This is a genomic window from Anabaena sp. EIM26 (assembly GCF_057568715.1).
In genome coordinates, this window is sequence record NZ_CM172472.1 from 2,586,006 (window position 1) to 2,612,564 (window position 26,559).

Consider the following 26,559-nt stretch of genomic DNA (forward strand, 5'->3'; position numbering starts at 1 on the left):
GTTAAAAAATTATCCCTGTAGGTTAGTTGTATGAAAAAAAGTAACAGTCTCTGTGATTTTCTGCAATGATTTGGGAATCTTTATAAGTTAGCTCAATCCAAAGGATCATCATGTCTAAAAGTCAGTTGCTCAACAGCCCCAGTAGCACTGCGGTGAAGCTAGAACCAGAAGTAGCACTTGCTATCATTGGACTTTTTTCAGCCGCTGCTGATGGTGAAGGGATTATTTCCACCGAAGAATATCCATTACCGGAAATGTTTGATGGTATTGGAATGTTTGAAGATTACGCTGAGAAAGACTTTGACAAGTTGACAGTAAAAGTCAACACAGTGATTAAAGAAACAGAAGTAGAAAATCTCATTGCTGGTGCGATCGCATCTTTACCAGATAAAGATTTCCGTGAAATTGCATACGTCATTGCGCTCTTAGTTGTAGGCATGGACGAAGAAACACTCGACGCAGAGCAAGAGTATCTCTTTGAACTTCAGGAAATATTGAAGATTTCCGATGAGCGAGCAGAAGAACTGATAGATGAAGTCTTCGAGGAATATGAAGACGAAGAAGAAGAGGAATAATAATTCTTGGTCTATCTAAATTTCTAGTATTGGTAATATTACCAACTCTCAGCAAGTTATTTGCTTTGTCATTGTCAGCTAAATAAAGTTGATATAGCTCATGGGTAGCATTTTTCTGGCTATCGTGGGCTTTTTGCGTGTATGGCTATGGCAAAGTCATGAGTCCTGACATTGCACCCAACGCAGAAACGCTATATTTAATTTACTTACGGGACAAGTCAGCGCTGGCGCGATCGCTCTCCCACATCCCAAAAAGGGATTATGTTATAAATTTAACCAGCTAAATACTTCTTGAACAGTTATATCTAATTCAACCCCTGTAAGAACTGGTAAGCGATAGCTGCGCTCGCCGTAGGCATCGCTATTTTTAAGTTCCCTAACTCGGCGATCGCTATCTACGACTAAAATACTTTCATCTTCAGGATCAAGCAACCAACCCAACTCAGTACCATACTCAGCACAGTGTAGTAATTTGGCTAGGACTTGTTTATATCTCTGATCGGGAGAGAGAATTTCAATAGCCCAATCTGGATGGATTTCAAAACGATTAGCGATGCGTCCTGATGGAAAGCGAGGGATTCGCTCCCAACGAAATACGGCTATATCTGGAACGATCGCTAACCCACCAAAAATACAGCGTAGTTCTGGAAAAGCTTTAGCAATTTTTTGAGGTTTAGTAATTTGATTAATAGTTTCGCATAGATCGATCTGAAGTTGGCTATGTTCCCCTTGAGGCATTGGTTTCTGTATGATTTGTCCATGAATAAATTCAGAAGCAGGTTCTGTTTCGGGCAGTTGTAAAAATTCTGCAATAGTTGTGGGTTTAATTGCTGCAATAGTCATAGCTTTATGCCTTCTCAAACCTTTTTAATTTTAACAGCGCACTCCCCACATTACCAAAGCGAACTGACAAGTCAGCGCTTGCGCTATCGCTCTCCCACATCCCCAAAAGGCGATCGCACATCCCCAACAGCGATCGCCTCCCACATTCCCGAAAAGCGATCGCACTCCCACATCCCCAAAAAGCGATCGCACCTTCCACATTCCCAAAAGCGATCGCCCCCTCACATCCCCAAAACAGCGATCGCACCCCACATTCCCAAAAGCGATCGCCCTCCCAACATTCCCAAAAAGCGATCGCACCCCTCACATCCCCAAAAAGCGATCGCACCCCACATTCCCGAAAAGCGATCGCACTCTCACACCCCAGAAGCGATCGCACCCCACATTCCCGAAAAGCGATCGACTGATTATAAGTTTTCGCCTTGAGGTTCATCTGTTGGGACATCAAGTTCTAAGTTAAAGGCAAGTTTTATGCGTTGCAGAATAGCAGTTTTTTCTGACTCATTCTTGGGTTCATATGAATTAACTATATGATGAGCTAAATCTGCGAGAAAAATTCCCCATGCTGCTGGATCATCCCACACTCCAGTACGAATAGTGGAATGCTGATTTTTCTGAGCTATCCAAACTCTTACTAACTCAAATGAGTTGGAATCTTCTTGAGCTTTTTCTGGAATTGATAATTGTTGATTGATATTATCCATAATTTTATATTAAATGACTATTTAGCTACAAAATTCAATTTTTTTGTGAGAATAATGGGGTCTATCTTGGAATGATATATTAGAAATTTGGCTAAGTTTTATCAATGAAGATAAATCACCGTCTATTATGTTCGTAGAACCGTAAAAAAGTACAGATTCTAATTTATTTAACTTTTCTAATGGTTTGAGTGAATCAATATCTTTATTGTCACATAATTCTAACTTATTTAACTGGGAAAGAGTAGCGATTTCACTAATGCATTCTAGTGAAGAACAACCATTTATTTCTAGCTCTTCCAAATTAATTAAAAATTCAATCCCTGTAATAGATTCTAATTTTCTTAAATTGTACAGTCCCAAAAACCTTAGTTTATAGAGGTGACTTAATCCCTGAAGACTTCGAGTTGGAGAATTAGCTAATGATAAAGATTCTAATTCAGTTAAATTGGAGAATTTAGAAGTATCTTTTTCTGAGTAGTTGTCAATAAACAATCTTTTGAGAGCTTTTTGATTAAAAAGTGATTTTGCTTTTGCTCTCCACCTTAATCCACACTGTTCCAAATAGGGAAATTCTTCAAAATTAATTGGGCTTTTACAGTATGTACTAATTTCTAAACTTCGCAACAAGTGTAAATTATTGACTGGAGAGATATCATCTATAGTCCAGTCGATAATAGAGAATGCTTTTAGGTGCGAAAGAGCAGATAAGAATGATAAATCTTTTCCTTTCCACCCTTTAGCATAATTTAGGTGTAACTCAGAAATGTTATGAGCAAGGATATATTGGCTGATATCCTCACTCCATGAAGCTGTTACAACTAGTCTTTCTCCGTATTTTCCTGATTCAATGAGAAAGTTAGATGTCATAGTTATTAATCAAGTAAATGTCTGCGATTTGGTCCAATTGGATTCACTTTATTCTCAAGATTTTTACTACCATCTGGGTTTCTAATGCCACCAAGTTCATCAATTCTTCGTTGTTCGGCAATTTCTCTTTGGGTTTTACCTCCAGGAACGTCTGTTCGGTTAGCATTGGGAAGTTCACTTGAATTAAGTTTTCCACTTTTAATATGTTCTTGAAGTCGTCGATCAATATCATTTGATTGACCTACATAACGCTTGGAAGAGGTAGCATGAAAATCATAAATTCCTTCAGTGATTTTCTTAGTACCCTTAACAAGGTCATCTCCATGAGCAGCAACACGAGATGCAGGACCTAAACCTGTTGCAAATGGGATTAAAGCACCAGCAGCATCAAGTCCCAAAGCAGTGAGATTCTCACCTAAATTATCGCAACTACCGAAGACATTATCTTTACCAATGCGATAAAGATCGTAGAGAATAGACCCAACATCTATTATGGTATCTAGAATTAATCCTGTTGGATCTAGAGAATTAATTGTATCATTGCGGACGTATCTATACAGGTTGACATCACCACTAGCAAAACCAATTGGATCATTACTAATAAAATTCCCTGTAGCTGAGTCGTAATAACGCGCTCGATAGTAATATAACCCAGTTTCACTGTCAAATTCACGTCCAGTAAATTGATAACGGCTATGAACGGTAGAATTAATTTGAGCGATAACGTTGCCAAAGGAATCATAAGTAAGATGATTAACTAAATTACCTGCACTATCTACCAAATCACGGACAGTACCCAACTTGTCACCTAAATGCCAGAATACATTGCCATTAGCTTCTTCTTGAGCAAGGACTTGATCAACCTCAAAACTGTGGAGATATCGCTTATCCAAAACTGGCTGATTGACACTTGATATACCATCTTTATCTACAAATTCTAAGTGTACTTCGCCTCCTTCATAAATAAAGTGTGTGACTACAGCAGGAACCGTATCCTGAAGATTGGTATCTACTGCTTTAGCAATGCGACGATCAAAGACATCATAGGTAAAATCAACCTGTTGAATCTGGTTTCCAGTATTATCTTTGTCAATGACTGCAACAAGACGGTTACGATAATCCCATTGGAATTCACGCAAATTACCTGTCAATATCTCCATCCTCCGGCTCAAATTTCCTTCATTGTCGTATTCGTAATTGTAAATTCCATCAGAAGTTAAACGGTTTCCTGCACCTGTTTGATAATCATCTCCATGAATGCTAGAACTGATGCGGTTGCCATTGGCATCATAGCTGTAGGACTCATCAGGATTGTTAGCATTAGTGTGATTAGCTTCAATCAATTGATTTCGCTGGTCATACGTATAGTTAGTAACACCGTCAATATCTGTGATTTGACTAATCCGGCTAGTAGGATTATAAGCAAAGTTATAAAAGGCAATATCTATACTGCCGTTGTTATGAGTCAGACTGTTTAGTCGTCCAATATTATCGTAAGTATAGGAAGTCGCAGCTACTAACTGAGTTCCAGTTAGGTTAGCGTAACAATTAACTGAAGTAGATTGACCAAAAGCATTGTAATTAAAATCAACTCGTTTATCACTAACTCCATTTCCTATTTGTGTGAGTTTGATGAGACGATTGAGAGCATCATAAGTGTACGAATTAGTACCACCTGTTACGCCATTGATAGTATCAGTAAGAGTGAGGGGATTACTAGTATCATCATAGGTGTAAGTCAAAAGAACATGAGGCGTATTGGGAGTTCCTACATTATCAACACTTAGAATGCGATTGCGGCTATCATGACTATAAGTTAAAGCACTATATTTATCTACTACAGCAGTTTGGTTACTAGCCTTATCATAGTTGTAATTAATTACCTGGTCAGTTCCCACCCACATTTCCTGAGTCAGACGATTGATGTCATCATATTTAAACTCAGTCTGGCGATCATTACGGTCAGTTTTCGCAATCAAATTATTAACCGAATCATACTGATATTGAGTAGCTTTTCCTAATGGGTCGGTTTCATTAATCAGGCGATTTCTGGCATCATAAGTAAAGGTAGTTTGATTATCTACAGGGTCAGTAACAGACGTGAGATTATTACTCAAATCGTAAGTAAATTTAGTAATTCCACTATCAGGAGCAACTGTCTCAATCAAACGATTCCGAGCATCATATTTATTCTCAGTTTCATTCCCTAAAGGATCAACCACTGAAAGTAAATTACCCAAAGAATCATAACTATAGCTAGTCTCCTGATTCAGTTCGTCAATATTTTCAACTAAACGATTCAACTTATCGTAGGTATTCTGATTCACATTACCTACAGCATCAGTAGTCGATATCAAATTCCCATCAGCATCATAGCTATAGGTAGTAATGGGAGAAGTTAAAAGACCAGCACCATCGGGGTCAGCTTCAATTATTTTAACTAACCGATTCAGAGCATCATATTCAAATTGGGTAAAATTACCATTTTCATCAATAACTGCGGTTTGATTTCCTGCTAAATCATATTCAAATTGGCGTTTAGCTTCATCTGCTGTTCCCTTAGCGTAGATGATGGAAATTAAACGACCATTAGCATCATAATCACTATCAGTAATGCGTCCTAGAGGGTCAGTAATGAGGTCAACTAATCCGTTATTTGTGTAGGTAAATTGGGTAATAATATCATCATCCCCACCAACTTCACCAACTACTTGAGTTAGAGATAGCAAGTTGCCATTATTCGGGTCAATTTGATATAGGGTTTGATGACCTAACTCATCAATTTTGCTGGTGAGTTGGTTGAATTTTGGATCATAAGTAAACTTGCGAGGAGTAGCGTTTGACTGAATCAAATTTTTCAGGAAATTCTGGGAATCAGGTTGATCATAAATTGCCTCCGTAAAATTAATATCCAAGATAACTTTCAATTCTCCTTTAAGAGCATTTTTAAGATCACCTTGATCAAAAGTTACCGCTGTTCCATTATTAGAGGTATCTATAGTAATAAATTTTCCATTTCCTGAACCAGAGAATCCACCAGGTGCATTATAGCCTACATTACCGTCAGAAATCGGATTAGGGTTATCAAATGGAGCAAGAACAGATTGACTTACGTTACTGATAAAAGGAAGGGCAACAAAGTTTAATTGACCTCCACCTGCTTGATTAATGAAATCAATGATTGAGTTATTACGAGTTGGAAAAGATTGATTTTCTCCAATTAAAAATAGATCACCACCAACGTTCAAGAAAGAAAGATATTCTGTGACTTCAGTATCCGTAATCTGAGTATCATATCGGGTGTCCCAAATTTCAGAGAACCCAGTTATATCTATTGGTAAACTGCTAGATACTGTAGTCTTGAAACCAGCTTCTTGCAAGAGTTTTGTTAGGTTATTGGTACTAGCTGTACTAGCTCCATTAACAATCAAAACATTGCCTCCTGCATTTTTTGTGCTAAACGACAGTGAATCTTGAATGCTCAAGACATTACCATTATTATCATAAGTAAAGGAAGTAACGTTACCTCTTGCATCAGTTTGTTGAGTCACTAAATTATCTTCATTCCGTTTAACAGAAGGTAATAACCCAACTTCATCAGAAGAAGAAACTATCTGTCCAGACTGATCTAAAACATTAAAAATCTGCTTACCATTCGCATCTGTGTAGATAGATGAAACTTCCCCTAATTGGAAAGCGACAGGTGCATTTACAGGGTCAATAGTTTGATTTGGTGCATACAAACCTTGGACTTGTACAGGATCAAAATCTAATTCAGAACCATCTTTACGAATTGCTCGATCTGCCCTTCCTGCAAAATCATAGAAAGTTTGTTCTTTATTACCTCGCTTGTCAACCTCAGCTATCATGTGATGGTCTGCGTCATATTCCCAAGTGCGACTTGTAGCATCAGGGTCAGTTATTTTAATTAAATTACCATTAGTATCATAGGTTAATTGAGTGTTACGACCAGCTGGATCTGTTATTTGTGTAATCCTATTATTGGTGTAGGTAAAGGTTGTTTCTAAACCTACCGGATCAACCATTTTTATCAAACGGCGATTTTCATAGATGTATTCGGTCTCATTTCCAACAGAATCCCGGATGTTTGTTAACAGATTGTCCCCATTGAAGCTATAAACCGTCTGATCTGTCATCGTGCGACGGAAAGTACCATTATTTAAACGTTCTAAAGTCGAAAAATCGCCAACTGGTGAATCATAACTATTATCTGCATTCTTTTCAAACAATAATTCACTACCATCACCATCAATAATAATTACCGAATCATCAGGATTAATAACTAACTCTTGTAAACCAGCTAATCCCCAACCACTACCAAAGGCACTATTGCTAGTATTGATATGCAGGAATTTACCCTCAGTGGTAGAAGTAGAACCATTCAACTGATTATTATTGAAGCGCAACAAACCAGTGGTCAAATCATAATCATAACGACCAGAATCTAAAGTCCTTAAATCTGCTTGTAGTGCCGCATCAATCTTGCCACCACCATTAGGAATAGACCAGAAATGTTCACCACCATTTAATCCAAACTCACCGCCAGCAAAACCCGGTACTTCTAACTCAAAATCACCACGTTTAATCGTTAACTCAGCCATTAATCTGAGGTTAGAATCATTGGGGACATTGTTATAACCAAAATGCAGAATTGGTCTTGCATCTGCTCGTTCTGAATCGTAACGTAAACTGATACCGCGATTAATTCCTAAAGATTGATAAGCTACTAAATCATGGGTTTCTATTACTGCCCCTGAGTGTAATTCTACTTCCGAAGTTCCTGGTGCTGTAGCCTTACATTCATCACAACCATCATCTGGGTTGCGGTCATCATCATCAGGATTATTCGGGGTTGGTGCGGGTGGTGCGAAGAAATGCCAACTACTATTACGAATACCACCATCAATAGTTTCAATCACACTACCATCAGCACTAACCCGCCCTTTACCAACACTGTCAAAATTTCCTGTTTGGGGATTAATAGACCATAAATCCATTTCCGTACCCGGTGCATATCCAGCCAGATTGGGTAAACTCAAAGGTGCAGGAGTAGTAAAGACCATTTCCCCTGGTTGAATAGTCACCACCAAATCAGGACGCAGATTTTCTGGTAATGCAGCCGGAGTCAGTTCTGTGGGAACTGTAGTAATACTTAAAAGACCCGTATATGGTTGATTTTGTTGGTCAAATAAACTATTAGCAAATACTGTTACCCCTGACCCTGGTATAGCTTCACTGGTAACGGTTTGAGTAACACTTGGGTCAATTTTTTTGGCGTTGGTAATGTCAATGGGTGGTAAATAAATGGGACGATCAATAATGTTTTTCACATTTGCATAAACATTATGTCCCAACACTAAAGGCAATTTTTCAGCAATAGATGGATAAACAACATTATTGACTTGTTGACCGGGTTCAATTATCAATGCTGCATCGTTCGATGGTGGTTCAGTCAAAGTCAAGGTAAATGAACCATCTGCTGCTGTGGTAGTAGATATATCACCGATTTTAACTTTTACACCTGCCAAGGGTTCTTGTGCAATATTCTGAATTACACCACTAATTCTAGTTGTGATTTCAGTATCAGCAACAACAGATAAGTTAAATTTCTTAGTTGTAACTTGTGTTCCATCTCTAGCTACCAATGTAAAATCATAAGTGCCTATTTGTGAGGGTGCCGGTTTAAAAATTAGTGTGCCATCACTGTCTAAATTACCTATAGGCAAGTCTTGCTCACTTTCAAGGGCAAAATTGGCATTTTTACCAAATATCTCTTGAGATTCCAGTTTTAACTGTTCTCCCGGCATCACAGTTAACTGTTGTACGGGTTCACTAATTGGTGCTAACAAGTTTTGCAGAATGTAATTACCCACATTTTTACCAGTTGCTAACCCTTCCACATTGGCAGAATTGAAATGAATACCTCCATAAATGCGACTAATACCCGCTTCATTTGCTGCGGTGGTAAAGTTAGTAAATTGGCGATAAATACCAGGAGTTCCTAAAGAATTAGTCCTAAAGCTGACATTATTACCCAACAATCCTGTTAATATAGTTTCCGCAGCACCGCTAAAGGTGCTATGTCCAGAAATATATTCTGGGAAAGGTGGAGTAGTTAATAAAGGTGTCCAATTGGCATCAGCAATGGTATCATTATTACCATCAATATCTGCATTTTGAATAGCGGTAATTGGTCGCCAGAAATCATAAGTATATTTAGCATCCCAAGCCGCAATTCCCGCATCAGCTAAGGAAATATTTAATAAGGCAAATACACGGGCATTATCTACTAAAGAATTGTCTGTTTCAGCAGTGACATTTTGAGCGATTTGATTCCAATGTCCAGGAGGTGTAAATGTACCTGCACCATCAGCCCAGAATTTAGCAATTTCTGTTTGTTCAGCAGTACGAGTTGTGCTATTTTTACTGCCTAAATCTTTAACTTGATTAAATTCTGTGGTATAATCAGCACTATTTAAAGCTGGTGCGCCATCAGGACGGAATTGATTGCCACTGGTTAATGCAAATGGTGTAATTTGTCCCCATTGTGGTAACAAAGCATCCGCAAAAGCTGGGGCGGTTGGTTGCCATTCTCCGGGGTTAGTTCCTGGTGTATATGTAACAGTATTATCCCAACCATCTGTACTTCTTAAAGCTAAAATATCATCAGCTACAGTGCGTCCGAATGTCACACCATTATCTTCTGCTGTACCATCGGTAATTTCTGCTAAAGAAGCAGTTAAAGCATTATCAAAATAGTCTTTTTGTTCAGGATAAAGATTAACTAAAACTTGATATGCTGCTGATACTGCTGCTGCTGCTGCTGATATTTCTGTGGGTGCTATTCCTGTGAAGTGATAGTTTTCGTAAGTTCCAGTAATTGTATTTATAGCATCAAAAACCGCAGCTTGGGTAATTGCCATGTTCCGAGAAGCTACAGGTGGTGCTGTCTTATCTTCATAAATGGCATTTAATAAAATCCCATTCCAATCTAATACCACATCACTATTATCTTGTTCAACTCGTTTGATAATTGTGGTAAATGTGCTGGTATTTCCAGCGATATTTTGTGCAGCAACAGTAAAGGAATTATCACCTAATGTTAATACCACATCAGTAAATACAAATTTACCCGCAGCATCAGCAGTAATTGATGTTCCTGTTTCTTGTAATGTTACTGTTGCATTTGCTTCTGTTTGTCCTATAAGATTGACTGTTTCAAAGGTTGTATAAGAATCACCTATAGGGGCAGAATCAAACATTGTATCCAGCATGAATCCTGGTGTTAAAGGTGATGTAATATTTGAACTTACAACTACGACTTGAGTCGTTTCTGTGCTATTTCCTGCTAAATCAACTGCTTTAATAATCAGGTTTTGTTCTCCAGTTAAACCTGTTAAATTCAACTCAATATCAAACGAACCTTGAGGATTCACTGGTACATTAATTTCACTACTATCACCAAATTGATAACTTAATTTATCAATCTGAGAACCTGTACCATTAACTGTACCTTGCAATCTTGCACCTGGATTTAATGTTGCATTAGTTTGAGGATTGGTAATATTGATTTGCGGTAAGGCTGAATCAATGGTAAATTCTGTATTACTAGCATCACTTTTATTACCACTAATATCAGTTACTGTGATAGTTAAATTTTTCAATCCATCGGTAATTTGAGATGTGGTAATTTCCCAAAAACCATTCACAACTGTTGTTTGTCCTAATTTATTTTGTCCGTTAAATAGTTCTATTAATGCACCATTTTCTCCTTTACCTGTAATAGTTGGTGTATTTTGATTTGTGACTGTATCACTATCATTTTTTAAACCTATATCAGTTGGAGTATCTGGTTTGGTTGTATCTAAGATAAATTGAACTAAAAATTCGTCAACATTACCAAATGTATCTTCAGTACGCAGATTTAATTGATATTCTCCATCTGCTAATTGACTACCTTTGATTTGAGTTAATTTGTCTCTATCTAAAACAAAGCTACCATTGGCTTTTAGTTCTGATAAAATATCAACAAAATTATTACCATCGCTGAATTGTGCTTGGAATTTGCTAATATTACCAGCATTATTTACAGAACCAGAAATTTCTGGATTATTGGTAATTCTATCTAAATTACTAATTCCTGTATCTTCAGATAATATAGCTGTTAAATCTGTACTGCTAAAGGCAATAATTTCTAGCGCTAAGGGAAGATTTCGCCAATCTTTACCTGAAGCAAATAGTTCTCCTAAGTCTACTGCTGTTCCTGTCGCACCTTGAATTTTAAAGATAATATCGTTGTAATCTGCGTCTGTATTTTGGTCAATTCTAATATCTTCCCAAGCAAATGTTCCTGATACTAATTCTCCTAGTTGTACAGCATTATTAGGGTTAGCAGCCGCGATGGAAAATAAAGGACGCTTGTTATCACTGACATTAGGATTATCAAAAATCTCTCTCACAGTTCCTTGGGGAACTAACATCATGGCTACTGTATCCCCAGGCGTGAAATTATAGATTTTGCTTCCTGAATAATTCCCCTGATTTTTATTACTTTCTCCTAAATCTCCTGTAAATTTTGCACCTTCATTTTGATCAATTATGACTACATAACCTAATGCAGAATTACTCAATGCCCGACTAGCAGCTTCTTTGATAAATTCAACAGAGCCAAGGGTAAAGTTAGACATTCCCTCTAGGCTAAATAAAGCCATTTCACTGCGGTAACTTCCTGCATCTGCCAAGAAGTCTATAGTGATGTTACCAGTATTAGCTACGAGAAATCTTCCTGGTTCTAAATCTGCGTGTTCTACAGCAATACTTTGATCATTTAAGGTGAAAATGCCATGATCATTTTCAGTTTTTAATGCTGTTAATTCAGCAGAACTTAAAGATTGATTTTGGACAAGATGAGCAAAAATAGCGCCTTCATCCCCTGGGGCATCAATAATATTTAACTGGGAATCGAGAAGGTGTCCTGTTTCTTCTAATAAAACATTAACTGCCAACTCGGAATTATCAATTTCTGAATTTAATAATTCTTGAGATATAAAAATAGTATTTTCACCAAAAGCACCTTCAGCATTTAGCTGAGACTGGGGCAGAATTTCAATATGAGGAATTAATTGCCCCGATGCTAAATTTTTAATTAGACTATGACCTAATTCTAAATTACAGCCATAGCCAAAAGCTATCTGCATTTTCTCATCAAAATTAGGGTCATTTAAAAAGTTTTGCAGTGCTAGTTGGGTAGCGGGAATAATTTCCTGAGCGAGATATTCACTAGGTGTAACGGTAGGAACGGAATCAGGAATTAGGTAAAAATCCCCTTGTTGCGTAGATAAATGGTGAGTAATATTCTGTAAGGTATCTGGTGTATTAGCACTAATAAACTGAGAAGCTGTAAATAGTGAATTATCGTTAATGTGTAAGTTATCCATAAATCCTTTTTGTGTTTCTGAATTTATTGTTGATTGTTAGTAATTTAATGAGCGCATTCCCAATGTGAAAATTAACCTCTGATTAGAAATCAGAAGCTATACAAATAAAGTATGTATGTACCAACTAAACTTGCAGAAAAAACTATTTTTTAACCCATCATTAGTACAACACACTATTTAGCTGCAAAACATTGCAATATGTGTAATATACAGTCAATGTACTTGTATATGCAATATATTGAGTGTAAATATTCTTACTGATATTGTAAGGTTTCGTAACAATAAAATACACAATGTATAATTGGTTATTAAGGTTGTATGTGCAATGTGGCTCACTTTAGGCAAATGCAAATGAAAACTTGACGGTTGTCTTTCAGTACAACCGTCATCTATGATTATTGCTTTCTTTTACTCAGAACTGTTAACCTGTGCATAAATATCTGGCTTGAGGCTTTCTACTTCTTCACCAAAATATATGCGGTAGCATAGGAGGGTAATTGCTGAATATGCTGCCCAAAATCTTTTTTATTTTCAAAAATACCTGCTAGAAAATCGAGTTGTCCAAGATTTGGTAAAAACGCCCCACCTGTATCTGCAATTACTCCCATTTGTAGACGTTTTCTGCCACCTTGATTATACTCCATCACAATCACTCTTCCTAAACCAATATTTAGGACATCACCAGCAAAAGTAACGCCTGGTTTGATAGATATTTTGGCATCTATCTTGTGTCCATAACCTTTGATTTCATCAACTTTTCTAAAATACCAATAACGCTTTTGCGATGTGGCTTTTAATCCACTCACATAAGATATGCCATTGTTTCTATCCACATTAAAAAATGCTTTTGAACCATCTGTAAAATTAATGAGGATTGTTCCCTCCATCAAAGCTTCTTCTAAACCTTCACGGGTTAAATATGCTAGAGGTTCAACTTTACCAAATTCCTTACCGCCAGGTTCATAAATACCTTTTAAAACATCTTGCTTGGTGTATTTAGTGTAGAAATTATCGGCAGCATATTTTTCTTTTAAACTATAAATAGGAATGTTATATTTAGCTGTTTTTGTGCGAGAGCCAGGATGAGTAAAAACGGCATATTTTGTAATTCTTAGTTGTTTTTGTTTGGGTTGATCAGGATTATAAGCAGACCATTTGATAACTCGGAAATTAGCATTAATAAAATTTGGATCTTCTAACCGAGTAGGGCGATTATTACTAATATCCTCCTGTAAAACTACAATCATAAAATCCAAAGTTTTGATAATATCTTCGACTGTAACCCCTTGGCTTAATAATAATCCATTTCGAGAAATATCTGGGTCTGCTTGAGCATAATCTTGGTAATATTTTCTCGTATTAGTGAGAACCATTAGTAAATCAGCTTGATTAAAATTAATTTTTGTAGTTGGTAACTTTGCTGATTTTAAAACGTGTTTACCATTTACACTATATTTATATTTTTTCCATTCATCAATCACAGAATAGAAGATAGATGTAGCTTGGGTATTCTGACTAATATTTAAATCAGATATGGGCTGATTAGTTAAATTATTCAGTGGTGTTTCATTCAGAACAGCTTTAGTTTTAATATTTTTTTCAGGCTGGATTCTGCTTAAGTTAGATGTATTGCTTTGGTGAGGTTCTGGTTGTGCATATAGATGTTGATGAACCAAGCTAACTACTAAGAAAGTAGCGATGCCTGCTGTGATTTGGAATTTACGATTGCAGAAGATACTCATAAGCTTAAAAAGAAGTAAATTTCTAAAATGATCTGTGTGCTGAAGGTAATGCTTAACAGTGCATTATACGTTTGTATTCTTAATTACTTTTGTCTGTAGCCATAAAAGTAATTACCAATCCCAATTAGTAGCAGAAAATCAGAGAATTTGCACTAAATCTTTCTCTGAATTCATGAAAAATTGTTGATATCTGGATGAAATTGTTATAGCATTTCCCTATCATGTGTTAAAATGATTTAACCGCAGAGAAAACAGAGAGAAATAAAATATTTTCACGAATCATCGTGTAGAGTTTAATCAAGAATTTTACGAATTACCAGCCTAAAATAGATGACTAACAACTTAGGTTAATAATTAAACGCAGATAATTTTGTATTTCATTAGACTAGGAAATGCTGTAGCAATAGTATTTGAGCTTTGAAACAATCTAAGTATTTGTAGTATTTGTAAGGTGTATTAGGAAAAGCCATAACGCACCATTAATCAAATTTACAGCATAGCCATGCCGGTAAGGGCTTTACGCACCCTACGTATTTTTTCAAAAATCAAATATGATTCCTATATATCATTCATCCATTTCTTTCAATGTAGCTAATGCTGAAGGAGATAAGCGACTGAGATAACGGAATATCCAGTATTTAAATATAGTATTTAAAATTACCGGAAACGTAGCAATAAATAGAAAGATTCCGCTTCTAGTTGCGGATAAACCCAAATGTTTAGCCGTTCCTTCCAAAAGGATTTCCCACCCATGTGGTGAGTGAAAACCAACGAACATATCTGTAAGCAAAATAATTAAAAAAGCCTTAGCACTGTCGCTTAACCCGTAGACAATTTCATCTATAAAAGACTGAACAAAAATAATATTTTTTTTATTGAAAGCAACAACTATAGCAAAGGAAATTAGTGATATTAAATCAGCAAAGACATTACTAATAGCGCTGCTGCTTTGATTGCGAAACTCTTCTGCTACCTCCAAGGCTTTATTTTTAACCTGTGTTGTGATTTTTTCTGGTGAAATTTCTGGTGTTTGTTGTATTAGAGTTTTCAATTTCAATAAGTTTTCAAAATTCTTTAATTCATGGAGTGCTTTTTCCTCCATTTCCGAATTCATAAAAATTTGCTCTGTATTTTCACCTCTAAGGTGTTCTACTAAAGGAAATACTAATAGTTGCTTAGAAAAATGATGAGTTAATAGTGGTACAATAATCAGCATTAATAAAAATTTAATTGTTCTTCTTGTCCTATTTCTAGAAATTCGATAGTTTCTGACAAATTCTGCTTCTGCATTTGGTGTAAATTCATTAGTTATTTTACTAACTGTTTTACCAATTGATCTCGGTAACACACCAGTTTTTTGAGATATAAATGGTGCTTTAATAACATCTGTATCAGATGAATTTACATCGTTTTTAACTGTTTGAAGATTAATTTGTCGTATTGGGGTATTTATTTCATCTGGTGCGATATACTTAGATATGACTTCATCAATAAACTTAAGCTTTTCTAATAAATCTGGATTTGTAGTATTGACTAATTTAAGTCCTAATTGAAATTCTGCTAATCTCACTTTAATGATAGCTAATTTTCTATTCAGATTTCCTTGCCAGAAAGCCATCACATTTTCAGTATAATTCTCTGATTCGGGAGCAATTTTTTTGCCATTAAACTGGTTAACTTCAATATTTTGAATCGCTTGAGCAGCTTGATAAGCTTCTAATATAGCTCTTTCTGGAGTATTTAAAAACCAGCGATTAAATAAACGCCAGTATTCTGTCGTTTTTTGGCTAATTAATCTTATTTTTAGGATAAAATATGACTCTTTCATCGCAGATATTTTAAGATATGAACAGACTTTTATTTTAAATTATTATTGGCAATAGTTAAAAGCTAATTACAGATTTTTTTAACTATAGCAATCCTAAATACAGGATGATTTCTATCACGCAGAGGCGCTCCAGACAGGGAGAGTATAAGGAGTTGCTTTATTGCCAACCTTGCATTTCTACTAATTCCATACACAAATCATTAATTTGCTCTAAATCAGGTTTATGAGGTAGGGTTGATTGTTCATAAAAAATATCCATTTGAGTGACTAAATTCTCAGCTATTTTCATTAATTGATCATAGGTATAATCTCCTCTGAGAATAGCTTTTAAATCATCAACATCACCAGCTATTTTTCTATCTACAATTACTTCTCCTTGCTGTAATATTTCTAAACCACTACGTAGTAATCTAATACAGTGCATCCCATGTTTTAAGTCATAACCAGAATTTTTTTCCATTTCTGCTCTAGCAGGATTTCTATTTTCCTGCCAAGATAGATAAGCTTTCCATTCTCTTAAGGCGATTTGATAACTTTGACTTTTTTGCAGCAGCCGAATAAAGTCTTTGCGGCTATTGGTGAGATTTTGTGTATATTCTAAAGCTTCATCTGCTAAGGTATATTGTTTCAATAAACCTTTAAAATCAACATCTGCTGTCAATAATGTATATAATTGTTCAGATTCTTCTAGAAATTCAATTTTTCCTCTAATTAAGATATAAAGATATTCTAAAAAAGCATTTAGCTCATCTTTGCTTAGTGGGGCTTCGTCTTCTATGCCAAAATCAGAAGGGATGGGTTTTTTTGCTGGTGGATTTAACAACCACTTGCGATGGGTTTCCATTTTTTTAATTTGGGCAAAAGCATAACCAGAATAAGTATGTTTAACTTTTTTACTTAAAAATATTTGCCTGTTGTTTATTAAATGCTCACCAATTTTTGTGATCATAGGATAGGTAGGCAACCAGAGCAATTCTAAAACATTGGGATTTGCTCCTGCGAGTAAATGTAAAACTTTTCTAAGTTCATAAATTACTGTATCTTGATTGCCATCTATAAACGGAAAAATTCCTGGTTCATCCCAACCTGTATCTTTTTGTTCTATACTATCAAATCCTAAATAGTAACGCTTAGGGGCAATAAATACTCCTCGATAGTCATAATCTGAATCAGGACGATTTAAGCCATAGCCGTGACTACCAGCTAAACCTACAAAAATAGTTCTTTGTTCAACTTCTATTCTTTTCATAAACTTCATGGGTAAGTTGTGGCAAGGCATCCATTAAGATAAAAGACTTCCAAATAAAAAGTATCCCATTGTTTGGCAGGGACAGGGGGATGAAAAAGTTGTTTTGATTCAGTGAAATTGGATAATTTATTTTGTGGTGTTCTCTAAAATTGTATTTTTTACTCAAATATTGGTTGATATAGTGCCTCTACGGTTTATTTTTAGAACTTACGCAAGATTGAAATCAAAACTTGATTCTTGCGTAGGGGTAATTCATAAATTACCCCTGCTTCCGTTCTGTTTTGTGTAAGTCCTGATTTTAACGGAACCATATTCTATAATAGAAGCTAAAAAAAATCTGAGCAATTCTAGCGGCTGCTCAGATGTGTAAAATGTTTTTCTGTCTGTGTCTGTGTTAACTACACAGGTAAACTTCACGATTCCGGTGATGAGGTCAAATTTTGCAGACAAAATTTATTATTGTTAATTTGCTTGACTTAATGATATTGATTACAGTAAAATATTAGATTGTCTGTCTAATTACCTGCTCGGATCAGGTAGACATTCTTAAAAAGCTGGCAAAAGCGATAAAAAGCTAAAAATATTGTCTCTACAGGAGATAAAAGCCAGCTACCTGTACGGCAACTTCAAGGACAACTCGATGACTTACGCAATTATTGAAACTGGCGGCAAACAGATTAAAGTCGAAGCGGGTCGATTTTACGATATTGAACTGCTGAGTGTTGAACCAGATGAAAAAGTTACAATAGACGCAGTATTACTGGTGCAGCACGAGGGTGAAGTCTCTATTGGGCAGCCACTAGTGGCAGGTGCAACTGTAGAGGGGACGGTAATGCGGCACTTTAGAGGTCGTAAAGTCCTGGTCTATAAAATGAAGCCGAAGAAGAAAACCCGCAAAAAACGCGGACATCGCCAGGAAATCACCAGACTTTTGATTAACTCCATTAACCTCAACGGTGCGGTTTTGGTGTATGAAGAAGCACCAACCACTGCGGAAACTCCCAATATTGTGGACAGCGCTCCTGCTGGAGAAGCTGTTGCAGCTGAATAATAAACAGAAGTAAATAAATTAAGAGGACATTATGGCTCATAAGAAAGGAACGGGTAGTACGCGTAACGGTCGCGATTCTAATGCTCAACGTCTGGGCGTAAAACGCTTTGGTGGTCAAGTTGTACGTGCGGGCAATATTCTTATCCGTCAGCGCGGTACTAAAATTCACCCTGGTAATAATGTTGGTATCGGCAACGATGATACTCTGTTTGCTTTAGTTGATGGTGTAGTTACCTTTGAAAGAAAGGGTAAAACCCGGAAAAAAGTGAGTGTTTATCCAGTTGTTGCTGTTGAAGCAGTAGCAAGTTAAGTATTAGTTACTTAGTCATTAGTCAATGGTCATTAGTCAATAATTGATGATCATTGACAAAAATATAGGAATTTTAGCGTTTTTAAACTTGAGAGCAAAAGATGACGTTAAGTTCCTGAGAGCATGGTTAGAGATTTTTGTTCAGGTGATTACTGAAATTAATTAAAAATTAAATAATTCAAGCTAGAGCATCTTTTTCTTTGGGAGGGGTACACTTGGAGAGAGCCAGGGCGGTTAACCTGAAAGTGATTATGCTTGAGTCTTTTTTATCCCGCGCAGCCCTAATTTTTCTCTCCGGTAGTCTAGCTGTTGTGACTGTTGCCTGTAGTGAAAACAAACAGATAACGACGACCGATGGTGATAAGCAATCTGTGCCTATTGGTAATTTGGCAGCTGTACAGCCGCCCACCAGGAAGCCAATGCTGCTGCCAGCCAGCCCAAAACCACAGCAAACCGAAGAGTCAGTAACTGAACCAAGTGCTTTAGAATTGGCGCTGGATAAGGCTACGGGAGGGTTGAATATTAGTAAATCTGCTCAATCTTCAGATGATTGGAATTTGGTGGCGAGTCAGTTTCAGGATGCGATCGCTCTTTTGAAACAGGTAAGACAAGACAGCCCCAATTTTCCCTTCGCGCAAAGACAAATTGCCGAATATCAACGTCAAGTTCAATTAGCCAGACAGAAAGCCAATCCTAGCAGCGTCCCATCTCCAGTCATACCCAGGCAAAAGGTTGTTGTTGTTGTTCCCCAACCAAAAGTACAACGTTACTCAACTCCCTTTCCCACTAGACAAGTGCAACCACTACCACCACCCCAGCCGATTTTCCCTTCATCAGAACTCCTCGCCCAAAATAACGAGGTGTTTATAGCACCTATTAAGCGGCGACTTGGTGGCACGCCCATTGTAGAAGTTACCTTTAATGGTAGACAGCGATTTGAGATGATCGTAGATACAGGGGCAAGTGGGACTGTGATTACTCAACAGGTAGCAAACGCTTTGGGTGTAGTACCAGTGGGGAAAGCTAGGGCTAATACCGTCAGTTCCAAATCTGTGGAATTTCCGGTTGGCTATCTGGATTCGATGGAAGTTGGGGGGGTAATGGTGAATAAAGTTCCTGTTGCGATCGCTGGTGTAGAACTAGAAACAGGACTACTAGGACATGACTTTTTTGGCAACTACGACGTTACTATCAAACGCAATGTTGTCGAATTCCGCCCCCAACAACGCTCAGAAATTAATCGCGCAGGAATTCAACTAACTGTGCCAACTTTTTCCAGGGGCTACCGCTTTGTAAAATTTCCCTAGCTAAATTCACACCTTGAGCATGGTTCAGCAGCGGAACTGTACCAGCTACTTGTAGAGCTAAGGAAGCATTTAACGCCACTGCATCCTGTTGTGCTTGAGTTCCCTTTCCTTGCAACACGTCCTTGAGAATTTGAGCATTCTCTTGGACATCCCCACCCTTCAAGGCTGTTATTGGCGCAGGTGTGATCCCGATTTCTTGAGGATTAACAGTGGTTAACTGTACTTCACCATCTGATAATACTGCTAAATCAGTAATATCCCCTAACCCCGCTTCATCTAATTTTTCCCGTCCATGCAGTACAATTGCCGTCTGTGTTCCCAATTGGTTTAATGCTTGAGCGATCGTTGCTATCAGTTGGGAATCAAACACCCCAATCACCTGGCCAGTAGGGCGCAAGGGATTTACCAAAGGGCCAAGTAAATTAAACACAGTCCGCACCTTCAAACTTCTCCGCAACGGTGCAACTGCTTTCATTGCTGGATGCCAACCAGGGGCAAATAAAAAGGTAATTCCCACCTCTTTTACTGCTGCTTGCACCTTGTCACTAGCAGCATTCAAATTAACACCCAATGCTTCTAAAACGTCAGCACTTCCCGTCAAACTAGAGGCAGAACGACTACCATGTTTAGCAACGGGTACACCAGCAGCAGCAGCCACAAAAGCCACCGCTGTAGAAATATTAAAAGTTGATGCCCCATCTCCACCAGTCCCACAGGTATCAATCAGCTGTAGGGGCGGGGTATCCCCGCCCTTGTTTGTTGGTACAGCAGAGAGAGATTTTAATACTTCCGCCATTCCTGTTAATTCTTCAGCAGAAACGCCTTTGAAATGCAATGCTGTTAAAATTGCTCCCGATAACTCTGGGGGAATCGCTTCATTTATCCATCCTTGCATCAAATCTGCTGCTTGAGTACGGGATAATGATTGCCGGTCTAATAATTGTTGCAGCAAAATAGACCAATTTATAGGAACTGAGGAAGTAGTCATGACTTAGGTTTTCAGTTGATCGAACTGGGAGTTATCCTACCGAAAAATGGGCAGCTTTCGATTCCGATCAAGATTTTTGTTTTGTGCGATCGCTAGATTAACCCCACAATCTTCTTCCTGCTTTTCCATTTAATCTCTCATGGGTATCTGCTAACAAAGCTGGAATATCTAAATTTTCAGGACATTTAGGCAAACAATCACCGCATTCTGTGCAACGATTACCCTTCATTCCTGGGAACCAATGACCGGCATTTTCAAACATTCCGTAACGATATTTGCCATAATCGTTCATATCATAAGCTACTGCTAAATTTCTCAATCTGAGAATTTCCGGAATATTGATATTTTCTGGACAAGGTAAACAATCATAACACTGACTACATTTATCAGTATTTAAAATCTTTCTTTGTTGAGTTTCTAATTTTTCCAAAACATTAATTTCTGCTGATGTTAATTTACTAATATCATCAGCAAATCCTAAAGGTGTAATTAATTCTTCTGGAGTTGCCGCACCTAAACTCAAAGTTGTAATGCGGTTGTCACTCAATAAAAATCTATAGTTTAATTCTAAAGGTGTAAATGGCTGACAGAGTTCTTTTAAAGTTGAGGGTGGTGTATAAAGTCTTCCTCCTTTATCCGCAGGAGAAATAATAAAAATACCCATATCTTTTTCTGTAGCTAAATCAATAGCAGCAGCGTTGCGTTGGAAAAAATAATAATAATGTAAATTAATAAATTCAAACAAACCTGTATTAATTGCTGCCAGAATTATATCTAATGAAGCATGGGTAGAAAAACCAACGTGTTTGACTCTGCCATCATTTACTGCTGCTTTTACAGCTTGCATACAGCCATTTTTCGCTTGTACCCATTCTAGATGTTCTTGGGTGTTTAAACCGTGAATACCCAAACAATCAAGATAATCTAAATTCAAGCGTTGTAATGATTCATTAATATACTGATGCATGGTATCAGCGTCGCGAGTGGGGGGAATTTTAGTAGTGATATATAGTTGGTTTCTGGGTACTGATAAACCAGCTTTGAGCGCCGTACCTAAATATTCTTCGCTTTTACCGTAACCCCTGGCTGTTTCAATGTGATTAATTCCCAAAAATAAAGCTTTTTCAATGGTTTTTTGAGCATTTTCGACGTTATCCAAATAACGCATTGTTCCCAAAGAAAAAACAGAGAAGTGTAAATTAGTTTTACCAAAACGTCGGTGTTGCATAAATCAGTTTGGATTTATGTTGTGAAGATTTTATATTTCATGATGAGGTTAATTAAATTAGTAGGGGTAAAGCGCAATGCTAAACCCTTACATTTATAGCAACTTTCTAGGTGATTAGGACATTAACTAATGATAAAACTTAAACACAAACAAACTTTTAACCCTGTCACCTGTCAACTGTCACCTGTCAACTGTCAACTGTCACCTGTCAACTGTCACCTGTCAACTGTCACCTGTCAACTGTCACCTGTCAACTGTCACCTGTCAACTGTCACCTCTTAACTATCACTATTATCAAATCGTTTAATCAAATCTTCAGGACGAAGATTGGAAATGAATTCGCGGAAAGCTTGCTGTTCAGCTTCATCAGCATCTCGATCAACGGGAATAGAAGCATCAGCTACTACCTCTTCCATAACCCAGATAGGAGTATTTGTACGGAGGGCAATTGCGATCGCATCACTAGGACGAGCATCAATTTCTTTTTTGACCTCACCTTGCTGCACAATCAAAGCAGCGTAAAATGTATCCTTTTGCAAAGAATGAATAATCACCTTTTCTAAGGTCATATTCCAGACTTCCAAAATATTCACAATTAGGTCATGGGTGAGGGGTCTAGGTGGTTTTTGATGCTCCATAGCACCCATAATAGCCCTAGCCTGTTCTTGACCGATATAAATTGGTAAAGCCCGACGATCTGAGCCATCTTTCAGTAATACAATCGGGCTGCGGGTTATGGCATCTAATGCTATACCAGCGACTTTCATTTCAATCATTGGCTAACCCTCAAAAATTCTTTAAGTGCTTGAGTGCTATGTGGAAAATAATACCCTTGATTGGGTTTTTCTGAAACCGAAGTAAACATAGGGCTTTTCTTCTCTATAATTGCTTCTATTAAACTCCGAACTTGTAGTGAACACCAGAGTAAGCCAAATTGCTCTCCCAAAAGAATTATCGTCTTACCCAAGTATGCCTTGAGATTGATGTGAATGTGTTAATGTTCATCTACCAAAAAAAGATGCCAGAAATTATATTCAAAGTTTTTACATTTTTTGGCAGAATTATTAGTTAATTTCCGCCAAAATTAAGCAATAAATAGAATTAGTTTGGCAGAAAAACCGTGTTTACAGGATTAATTCAAGGATTAGGTACAATCAAACCCTTAGAGAACGATTTTTGGCAGATTACTTTTGTCAGCAAGTCAGATACAATTTTGGCTGATTTGACTTATGGCGATAGTGTAGCGGTAGATGGTATATGTCTGACAGTCGAAGAAATTTTAAAAGATGGCTTTATTGCCACTGCTTCACCAGAAACCCTACACCGCACAACTTTAGGTAGAGAAGAAACCCAAGCCAGATATGTCAACATAGAAACGTCGCTGCGAGTGGGGGGTAAAGTCGGTGGTCATTTCGTGATGGGTCATGTAGACGGGATTGGTGAATTAATTTCTGTAGAACAAACAGCTAGTTCTTGGGAAATGACCTTTGCGGCATCAGCTGAGTGCGATCGCTATATCGTCCCCAAAGGTAGCATCGCTGTCAATGGCATCAGCCTCACCATAGCTGCTTATGAACCCCAGCACTCACAATTTACAGTAGCAGTGATTCCTGTAACCTATGCCGAAACTAATCTCAACTATTTAGTTCCTGGCAGTTATGTGAATCTGGAAGGAGATATCCTCGGCAAATACGTCGAAAAATTCCTCTCTCCGGGTCAAAAACACCATCAAGAGGATGTTACACCTGCATTTTTAGCAGAACACGGGTATTTATAGGAGTCAGGGAACAGGGAACAGGGAACAGAGGTAAGAGTATTTATATTTCTTCTACCTTCTGCCTTTTTCTGTCACCTGTCACCTGCTCCCCTGCCTTCTATTGAGGAACTTGTGCTGTCCGTGTGTTTTGCAGCAAGTTGTTGAGACCTGCTTGTAGTTGTACACCTGGGTCAACAGCAACCCAACCATTTTGGGTCATGTGGCGGATTTCAAAGTGCAGGTGGGGGCCTGTAGAATTGCCAGTGCTACCAACCCGGCCAATGACAGTTCCTGGTTCTACCCATTGACCAGGGCTAACAAAGATTTCTGACATATGACCGTAGAGACTTTGTTGAGCAGAAGTGTGATTAATGGTTACGGCTAAACCATAACCACCCATCCAGTTAGCAGTCTCTACTTGACCTTTAGCAGCGGCTAAAATGGGTGTTCCTGTGGGCGCACCTAAGTCTGTACCAGCGTGGAACCGTCTATCCCCTGTAATTGGATGAACGCGCCAGCCAAACAAAGAAGTGATGGGCGCAGCAACAGACAAGGGGAACATCATCCCAGAACCGCCACGATAGGCAAGGGTACTATTGTAAGAAACCTGTGGTAAAACCGATGCCAGTGCAAAGTCATAAGAGACTGTACTGGGGCGGGGTGCAACCTTACCTTCAGCCATTGGTGCGGGTAAAGTCCCAAAGCTGGGGGCAATGGGGGTAGCGCTTACGGTTGTACTACTACTAAATTCACTGGGTTGAGGAATAAACCGATTAGGACGATATGCAGTCTTTGTATGAGTGCTAGTACTACTTTTGGGAGTCACCCAATTTTTATTATTCACCGCACTAGCAACAGTCTCAACTACACTCTGGGTTTTTTGGCTAGACTCAGTGGCTACTCGCTGGGCGGTGGGCGCTTTTTCTAAACTAGCGGTTTCACTTTTTTTGATCCAATTGGGTGCTGATTTTTTAGGAGAATCAGCTACGCGGGGAGTGTCAGTTGCTTTTTTACCGCAAGCACCAGCAGCAATTTCTCTCTCTGAAAAAACGGCTCGACAGCCACCAGCGCGTTCTGTAACGACTACAGAACTGGGTGCTTCATAGTTACCAGTTGCAGTACCGTTGTAATCTGTAGGATCAATGTATGAGTTGTTGTAATCCTTGTTTTTTCTCGCCGTTGTGCCGTTATTTGCTGGTTTAGCAACTTCTGCGGCTTTTTCGGGTACTGAGTTGGCAGGAATCTGAGGTTTTTCAGCTTGTGAACTTTCAACTTTGGGTTTAGAAGTTCTAACGGTGACTGTCGGTTTAGAATTCTCTACTTTGGGTTTAGAAGTTCTGACAGTAACTGTCGGTTCAGAATTCTCTACTTTAGGTTTAGAAGTTCTAATGATGACTGCCGGTTCAGAATTTTCTACTTTAGGTTGAGCAATTCTGACTGGTTTTGTTGGTTGGGAAACATTTTCCTGGGTGAGTTTTTTTCTGAGTCTAACTCGGCGTTCTGCAAAATCGGATTGTGAACGTACTTCTGATACAGGAGTATCTTTTTTTACGGGTTCTGCAACTGCAATTGGTTGAGAACTTTCAATAGTTGGAACAATGTTATCTACTGATGTTTCTGTTTGAGCAAGAACGAAACCACTACTAAGGAGGCTAACGCTGCTTAAAAAACAGAGACTCCGTGCTGATAATTTAGACGCAAAGCGTCGTTTTGTTAAACCTTGAGTCCGCAAATAATCCAAGCGGTTATGGGCAGATTTATGGCGCTGCGTCATTTCTTCTCTCAGTTGTGTGTAATTTAAGTCTAAAAAAGTTAAACAGAAGTTTTGCAATAACCCAAGCTAATTGTACCGGGTTCGACAGAAATTTCTGGTGTTATCAGTTCCTGCGTATTATATCCAGCCATTTTTAAGCGGAGATTTCCTTGAGGTGTTACCCCCACTACAGTGCCTAAAAGATTATTCACATACACTTCATCACCCATGTTTGTAAGTAAATCAACATAACGAGACAAAAGTATGTTTATTCCTTCGATGGTAAGACACTCTAGACCGGATTCTATTCCCAGTAAAACTGTGGAGGCGAGAATTTCTAGAGAAGGAATGGGTCTAAAATTCTGGGAACCTTGCCACAATTCTAAATTGATGCCGGTTTGGGGTACGGGGTTAGCCCAGTTAATGCCAACACCAATTACAGCTTGGGTAATTTGTCCTTTGTGGATTTTTGTCTCCGTTAAAATGCCGCCTAGTTTACGACCATCTAATACTAAATCATTCGGCCATTTTATCCCCACCCTCACATCACACTTTCGTAATTGGGCTGCAATTCCCCAGGCGGTAGCCAAAGTTAATTGGTAGCTTTCAGTAGCTTCTAGTTTAGGAGTAATGGCAACCGAGAGATATAGACCGCCAGAAGGAGATAGCCACTGTCTTCCCCATTGTCCCTTACCAGCGGTTTGTTGGGTGGCTATAACTACACATCCTGGTTTTGCTCCTTCCTTGAGCAGGTTCCACGCAGTTTGATTAGTTGAGGTTAAGCTGTCAAAAATATGTAGAGAAAATGGTAAATATGAATGTTCTCGCTCTGCTTTCAGAGTATTTACCAGAAGTTGCTGATTAAATTCCACAGCTGTTCCCATAAATCCTGTTGTTCAC

18 protein-coding genes are annotated in these 26,559 nt (G+C 38.0%); 6 read left to right on the forward strand and 12 right to left on the reverse strand.

All coding sequences use genetic code 11. The features are described from left to right. Positions 1-110: 110 nt before the first annotated feature. Positions 111-575, forward strand: a complete 465-nt coding sequence (locus tag AC012T_RS11230; RefSeq protein ID WP_487065723.1) for a tellurite resistance TerB family protein — start codon at positions 111-113, stop codon at positions 573-575. Between the two features lie 264 nt (positions 576-839). On the opposite strand, the gene AC012T_RS11235 is transcribed toward AC012T_RS11230, so the two are convergent. After that, positions 840-1,418, reverse strand: coding sequence for a Uma2 family endonuclease (locus tag AC012T_RS11235; protein ID WP_487065725.1), 579 nt, complete (start codon positions 1,416-1,418; stop codon positions 840-842). 6 nt (positions 1,419-1,424) lie between these two features. Here AC012T_RS11235 and AC012T_RS11240 point away from each other — a divergent pair, with 6 nt between their 5' ends. Beyond that, positions 1,425-1,844 carry a hypothetical protein gene (locus AC012T_RS11240; protein ID WP_487065727.1) on the forward strand — a complete coding sequence of 140 codons (420 nt, stop codon included), beginning with the start codon at positions 1,425-1,427 and terminating at the stop codon, positions 1,842-1,844. On the opposite strand, the gene AC012T_RS11245 is transcribed toward AC012T_RS11240, so the two are convergent. The 6 genes from AC012T_RS11245 to AC012T_RS11270 all read right to left on the reverse strand — a co-directional run bounded on the left by AC012T_RS11245 (position 1,826) and on the right by AC012T_RS11270 (position 17,266). After that, a complete protein-coding gene (locus tag AC012T_RS11245) occupies positions 1,826-2,122 on the reverse strand; it encodes a DUF5076 domain-containing protein (protein ID WP_487065729.1) in 297 nt (98 codons plus the stop codon). The genes AC012T_RS11240 and AC012T_RS11245 overlap by 19 nt on opposite strands. A 21-nt stretch (positions 2,123-2,143) precedes the next feature. Beyond that, positions 2,144-2,989 (reverse strand): leucine-rich repeat domain-containing protein, encoded by an 846-nt coding sequence (locus AC012T_RS11250; RefSeq protein ID WP_487065731.1) that lies wholly within the window; start codon positions 2,987-2,989, stop codon positions 2,144-2,146. Between the two features lie 5 nt (positions 2,990-2,994). Then, positions 2,995-12,447: an Ig-like domain-containing protein gene (locus AC012T_RS11255; protein WP_487065733.1), complete on the reverse strand. Its 9,453-nt coding sequence runs from the start codon at positions 12,445-12,447 to the stop codon at positions 2,995-2,997. 455 nt (positions 12,448-12,902) lie between these two features. After that, the gene (locus tag AC012T_RS11260; RefSeq protein WP_487065735.1) at positions 12,903-14,189 is read right to left on the reverse strand and encodes a hypothetical protein; all 1,287 of its coding nucleotides are present in this window, start codon (positions 14,187-14,189) and stop codon (positions 12,903-12,905) included. A 565-nt stretch (positions 14,190-14,754) separates the two neighbouring features. Next, positions 14,755-16,017 carry a proton extrusion protein PcxA gene (locus tag AC012T_RS11265; RefSeq protein ID WP_487065737.1) on the reverse strand — a complete coding sequence of 421 codons (1,263 nt, stop codon included), beginning with the start codon at positions 16,015-16,017 and terminating at the stop codon, positions 14,755-14,757. Between the two features lie 157 nt (positions 16,018-16,174). Continuing rightward, positions 16,175-17,266 (reverse strand): nucleotidyltransferase domain-containing protein, encoded by a 1,092-nt coding sequence (locus tag AC012T_RS11270; protein ID WP_487065739.1) that lies wholly within the window; start codon positions 17,264-17,266, stop codon positions 16,175-16,177. A 640-nt stretch (positions 17,267-17,906) separates the two neighbouring features. Here AC012T_RS11270 and rplU point away from each other — a divergent pair. The 3 genes from rplU (at position 17,907) to AC012T_RS11285 (ending at position 19,934) form a co-directional block, all read left to right on the forward strand. Then, entirely contained in the window at positions 17,907-18,317 is a 411-nt protein-coding gene (gene rplU / locus AC012T_RS11275; RefSeq protein WP_487065741.1) for a 50S ribosomal protein L21, read from the forward strand. 31 nt (positions 18,318-18,348) lie between these two features. Continuing rightward, complete coding sequence (gene rpmA / locus AC012T_RS11280) at positions 18,349-18,627, forward strand: 50S ribosomal protein L27 (protein WP_323313981.1); 279 nt, start codon at positions 18,349-18,351, stop codon at positions 18,625-18,627. Positions 18,628-18,878: 251 nt separating this feature from the next. Next, positions 18,879-19,934, forward strand: coding sequence for a retropepsin-like aspartic protease family protein (locus AC012T_RS11285; protein ID WP_487065743.1), 1,056 nt, complete (start codon positions 18,879-18,881; stop codon positions 19,932-19,934). Here the strand turns inward: AC012T_RS11285 and trpD are convergent. From trpD to AC012T_RS11300, 3 genes are all read right to left on the reverse strand, one after another. After that, on the reverse strand, positions 19,864-20,922 hold the full coding sequence (trpD, locus tag AC012T_RS11290) for an anthranilate phosphoribosyltransferase (RefSeq protein ID WP_487065745.1): 1,059 nt from the start codon (positions 20,920-20,922) through the stop codon (positions 19,864-19,866). The genes AC012T_RS11285 and trpD overlap by 71 nt on opposite strands. 97 nt (positions 20,923-21,019) lie before the next feature. Then, positions 21,020-22,150, reverse strand: a complete 1,131-nt coding sequence (locus AC012T_RS11295; protein ID WP_487065747.1) for an aldo/keto reductase — start codon at positions 22,148-22,150, stop codon at positions 21,020-21,022. Positions 22,151-22,428: 278 nt separating this feature from the next. Next, positions 22,429-22,926, reverse strand: a complete 498-nt coding sequence (locus tag AC012T_RS11300; RefSeq protein WP_015213953.1) for a bifunctional nuclease family protein — start codon at positions 22,924-22,926, stop codon at positions 22,429-22,431. Between the two features lie 344 nt (positions 22,927-23,270). On the opposite strand from AC012T_RS11300, the gene AC012T_RS11305 reads away from it, so the two are divergent. Continuing rightward, positions 23,271-23,927 (forward strand): riboflavin synthase, encoded by a 657-nt coding sequence (locus AC012T_RS11305; RefSeq protein ID WP_487065749.1) that lies wholly within the window; start codon positions 23,271-23,273, stop codon positions 23,925-23,927. Between the two features lie 97 nt (positions 23,928-24,024). Here AC012T_RS11305 and AC012T_RS11310 read toward each other — a convergent pair whose 3' ends face one another. Together AC012T_RS11310 and AC012T_RS11315 are read right to left on the reverse strand one after the other, a co-directional pair. Beyond that, positions 24,025-25,680 carry a M23 family metallopeptidase gene (locus AC012T_RS11310; RefSeq protein WP_487065751.1) on the reverse strand — a complete coding sequence of 552 codons (1,656 nt, stop codon included), beginning with the start codon at positions 25,678-25,680 and terminating at the stop codon, positions 24,025-24,027. 38 nt (positions 25,681-25,718) lie between these two features. Continuing rightward, entirely contained in the window at positions 25,719-26,543 is an 825-nt protein-coding gene (locus AC012T_RS11315; RefSeq protein ID WP_487065753.1) for a biotin--[acetyl-CoA-carboxylase] ligase, read from the reverse strand. Positions 26,544-26,559: the final 16 nt, after the last annotated feature.

Coding starts and splice junctions, on each gene's coding strand:
- AC012T_RS11230 (WP_487065723.1), top strand. CDS start 111: ATGTCTAAAAGTCAGTTGCTCAACAGCCCCAGTAGCACTGCGGTGAAG.
- AC012T_RS11235 (WP_487065725.1), bottom strand. CDS start 1,418: ATGACTATTGCAGCAATTAAACCCACAACTATTGCAGAATTTTTACAA.
- AC012T_RS11240 (WP_487065727.1), top strand. CDS start 1,425: ATGCCTTCTCAAACCTTTTTAATTTTAACAGCGCACTCCCCACATTAC.
- AC012T_RS11245 (WP_487065729.1), bottom strand. CDS start 2,122: ATGGATAATATCAATCAACAATTATCAATTCCAGAAAAAGCTCAAGAA.
- AC012T_RS11250 (WP_487065731.1), bottom strand. CDS start 2,989: ATGACATCTAACTTTCTCATTGAATCAGGAAAATACGGAGAAAGACTA.
- AC012T_RS11255 (WP_487065733.1), bottom strand. CDS start 12,447: ATGGATAACTTACACATTAACGATAATTCACTATTTACAGCTTCTCAG.
- AC012T_RS11260 (WP_487065735.1), bottom strand. CDS start 14,189: ATGAGTATCTTCTGCAATCGTAAATTCCAAATCACAGCAGGCATCGCT.
- AC012T_RS11265 (WP_487065737.1), bottom strand. CDS start 16,017: ATGAAAGAGTCATATTTTATCCTAAAAATAAGATTAATTAGCCAAAAA.
- AC012T_RS11270 (WP_487065739.1), bottom strand. CDS start 17,266: ATGAAAAGAATAGAAGTTGAACAAAGAACTATTTTTGTAGGTTTAGCT.
- rplU (WP_487065741.1), top strand. CDS start 17,907: ATGACTTACGCAATTATTGAAACTGGCGGCAAACAGATTAAAGTCGAA.
- rpmA (WP_323313981.1), top strand. CDS start 18,349: ATGGCTCATAAGAAAGGAACGGGTAGTACGCGTAACGGTCGCGATTCT.
- AC012T_RS11285 (WP_487065743.1), top strand. CDS start 18,879: ATGCTTGAGTCTTTTTTATCCCGCGCAGCCCTAATTTTTCTCTCCGGT.
- trpD (WP_487065745.1), bottom strand. CDS start 20,922: ATGACTACTTCCTCAGTTCCTATAAATTGGTCTATTTTGCTGCAACAA.
- AC012T_RS11295 (WP_487065747.1), bottom strand. CDS start 22,150: ATGCAACACCGACGTTTTGGTAAAACTAATTTACACTTCTCTGTTTTT.
- AC012T_RS11300 (WP_015213953.1), bottom strand. CDS start 22,926: ATGATTGAAATGAAAGTCGCTGGTATAGCATTAGATGCCATAACCCGC.
- AC012T_RS11310 (WP_487065751.1), bottom strand. CDS start 25,680: ATGACGCAGCGCCATAAATCTGCCCATAACCGCTTGGATTATTTGCGG.
- AC012T_RS11315 (WP_487065753.1), bottom strand. CDS start 26,543: ATGGGAACAGCTGTGGAATTTAATCAGCAACTTCTGGTAAATACTCTG.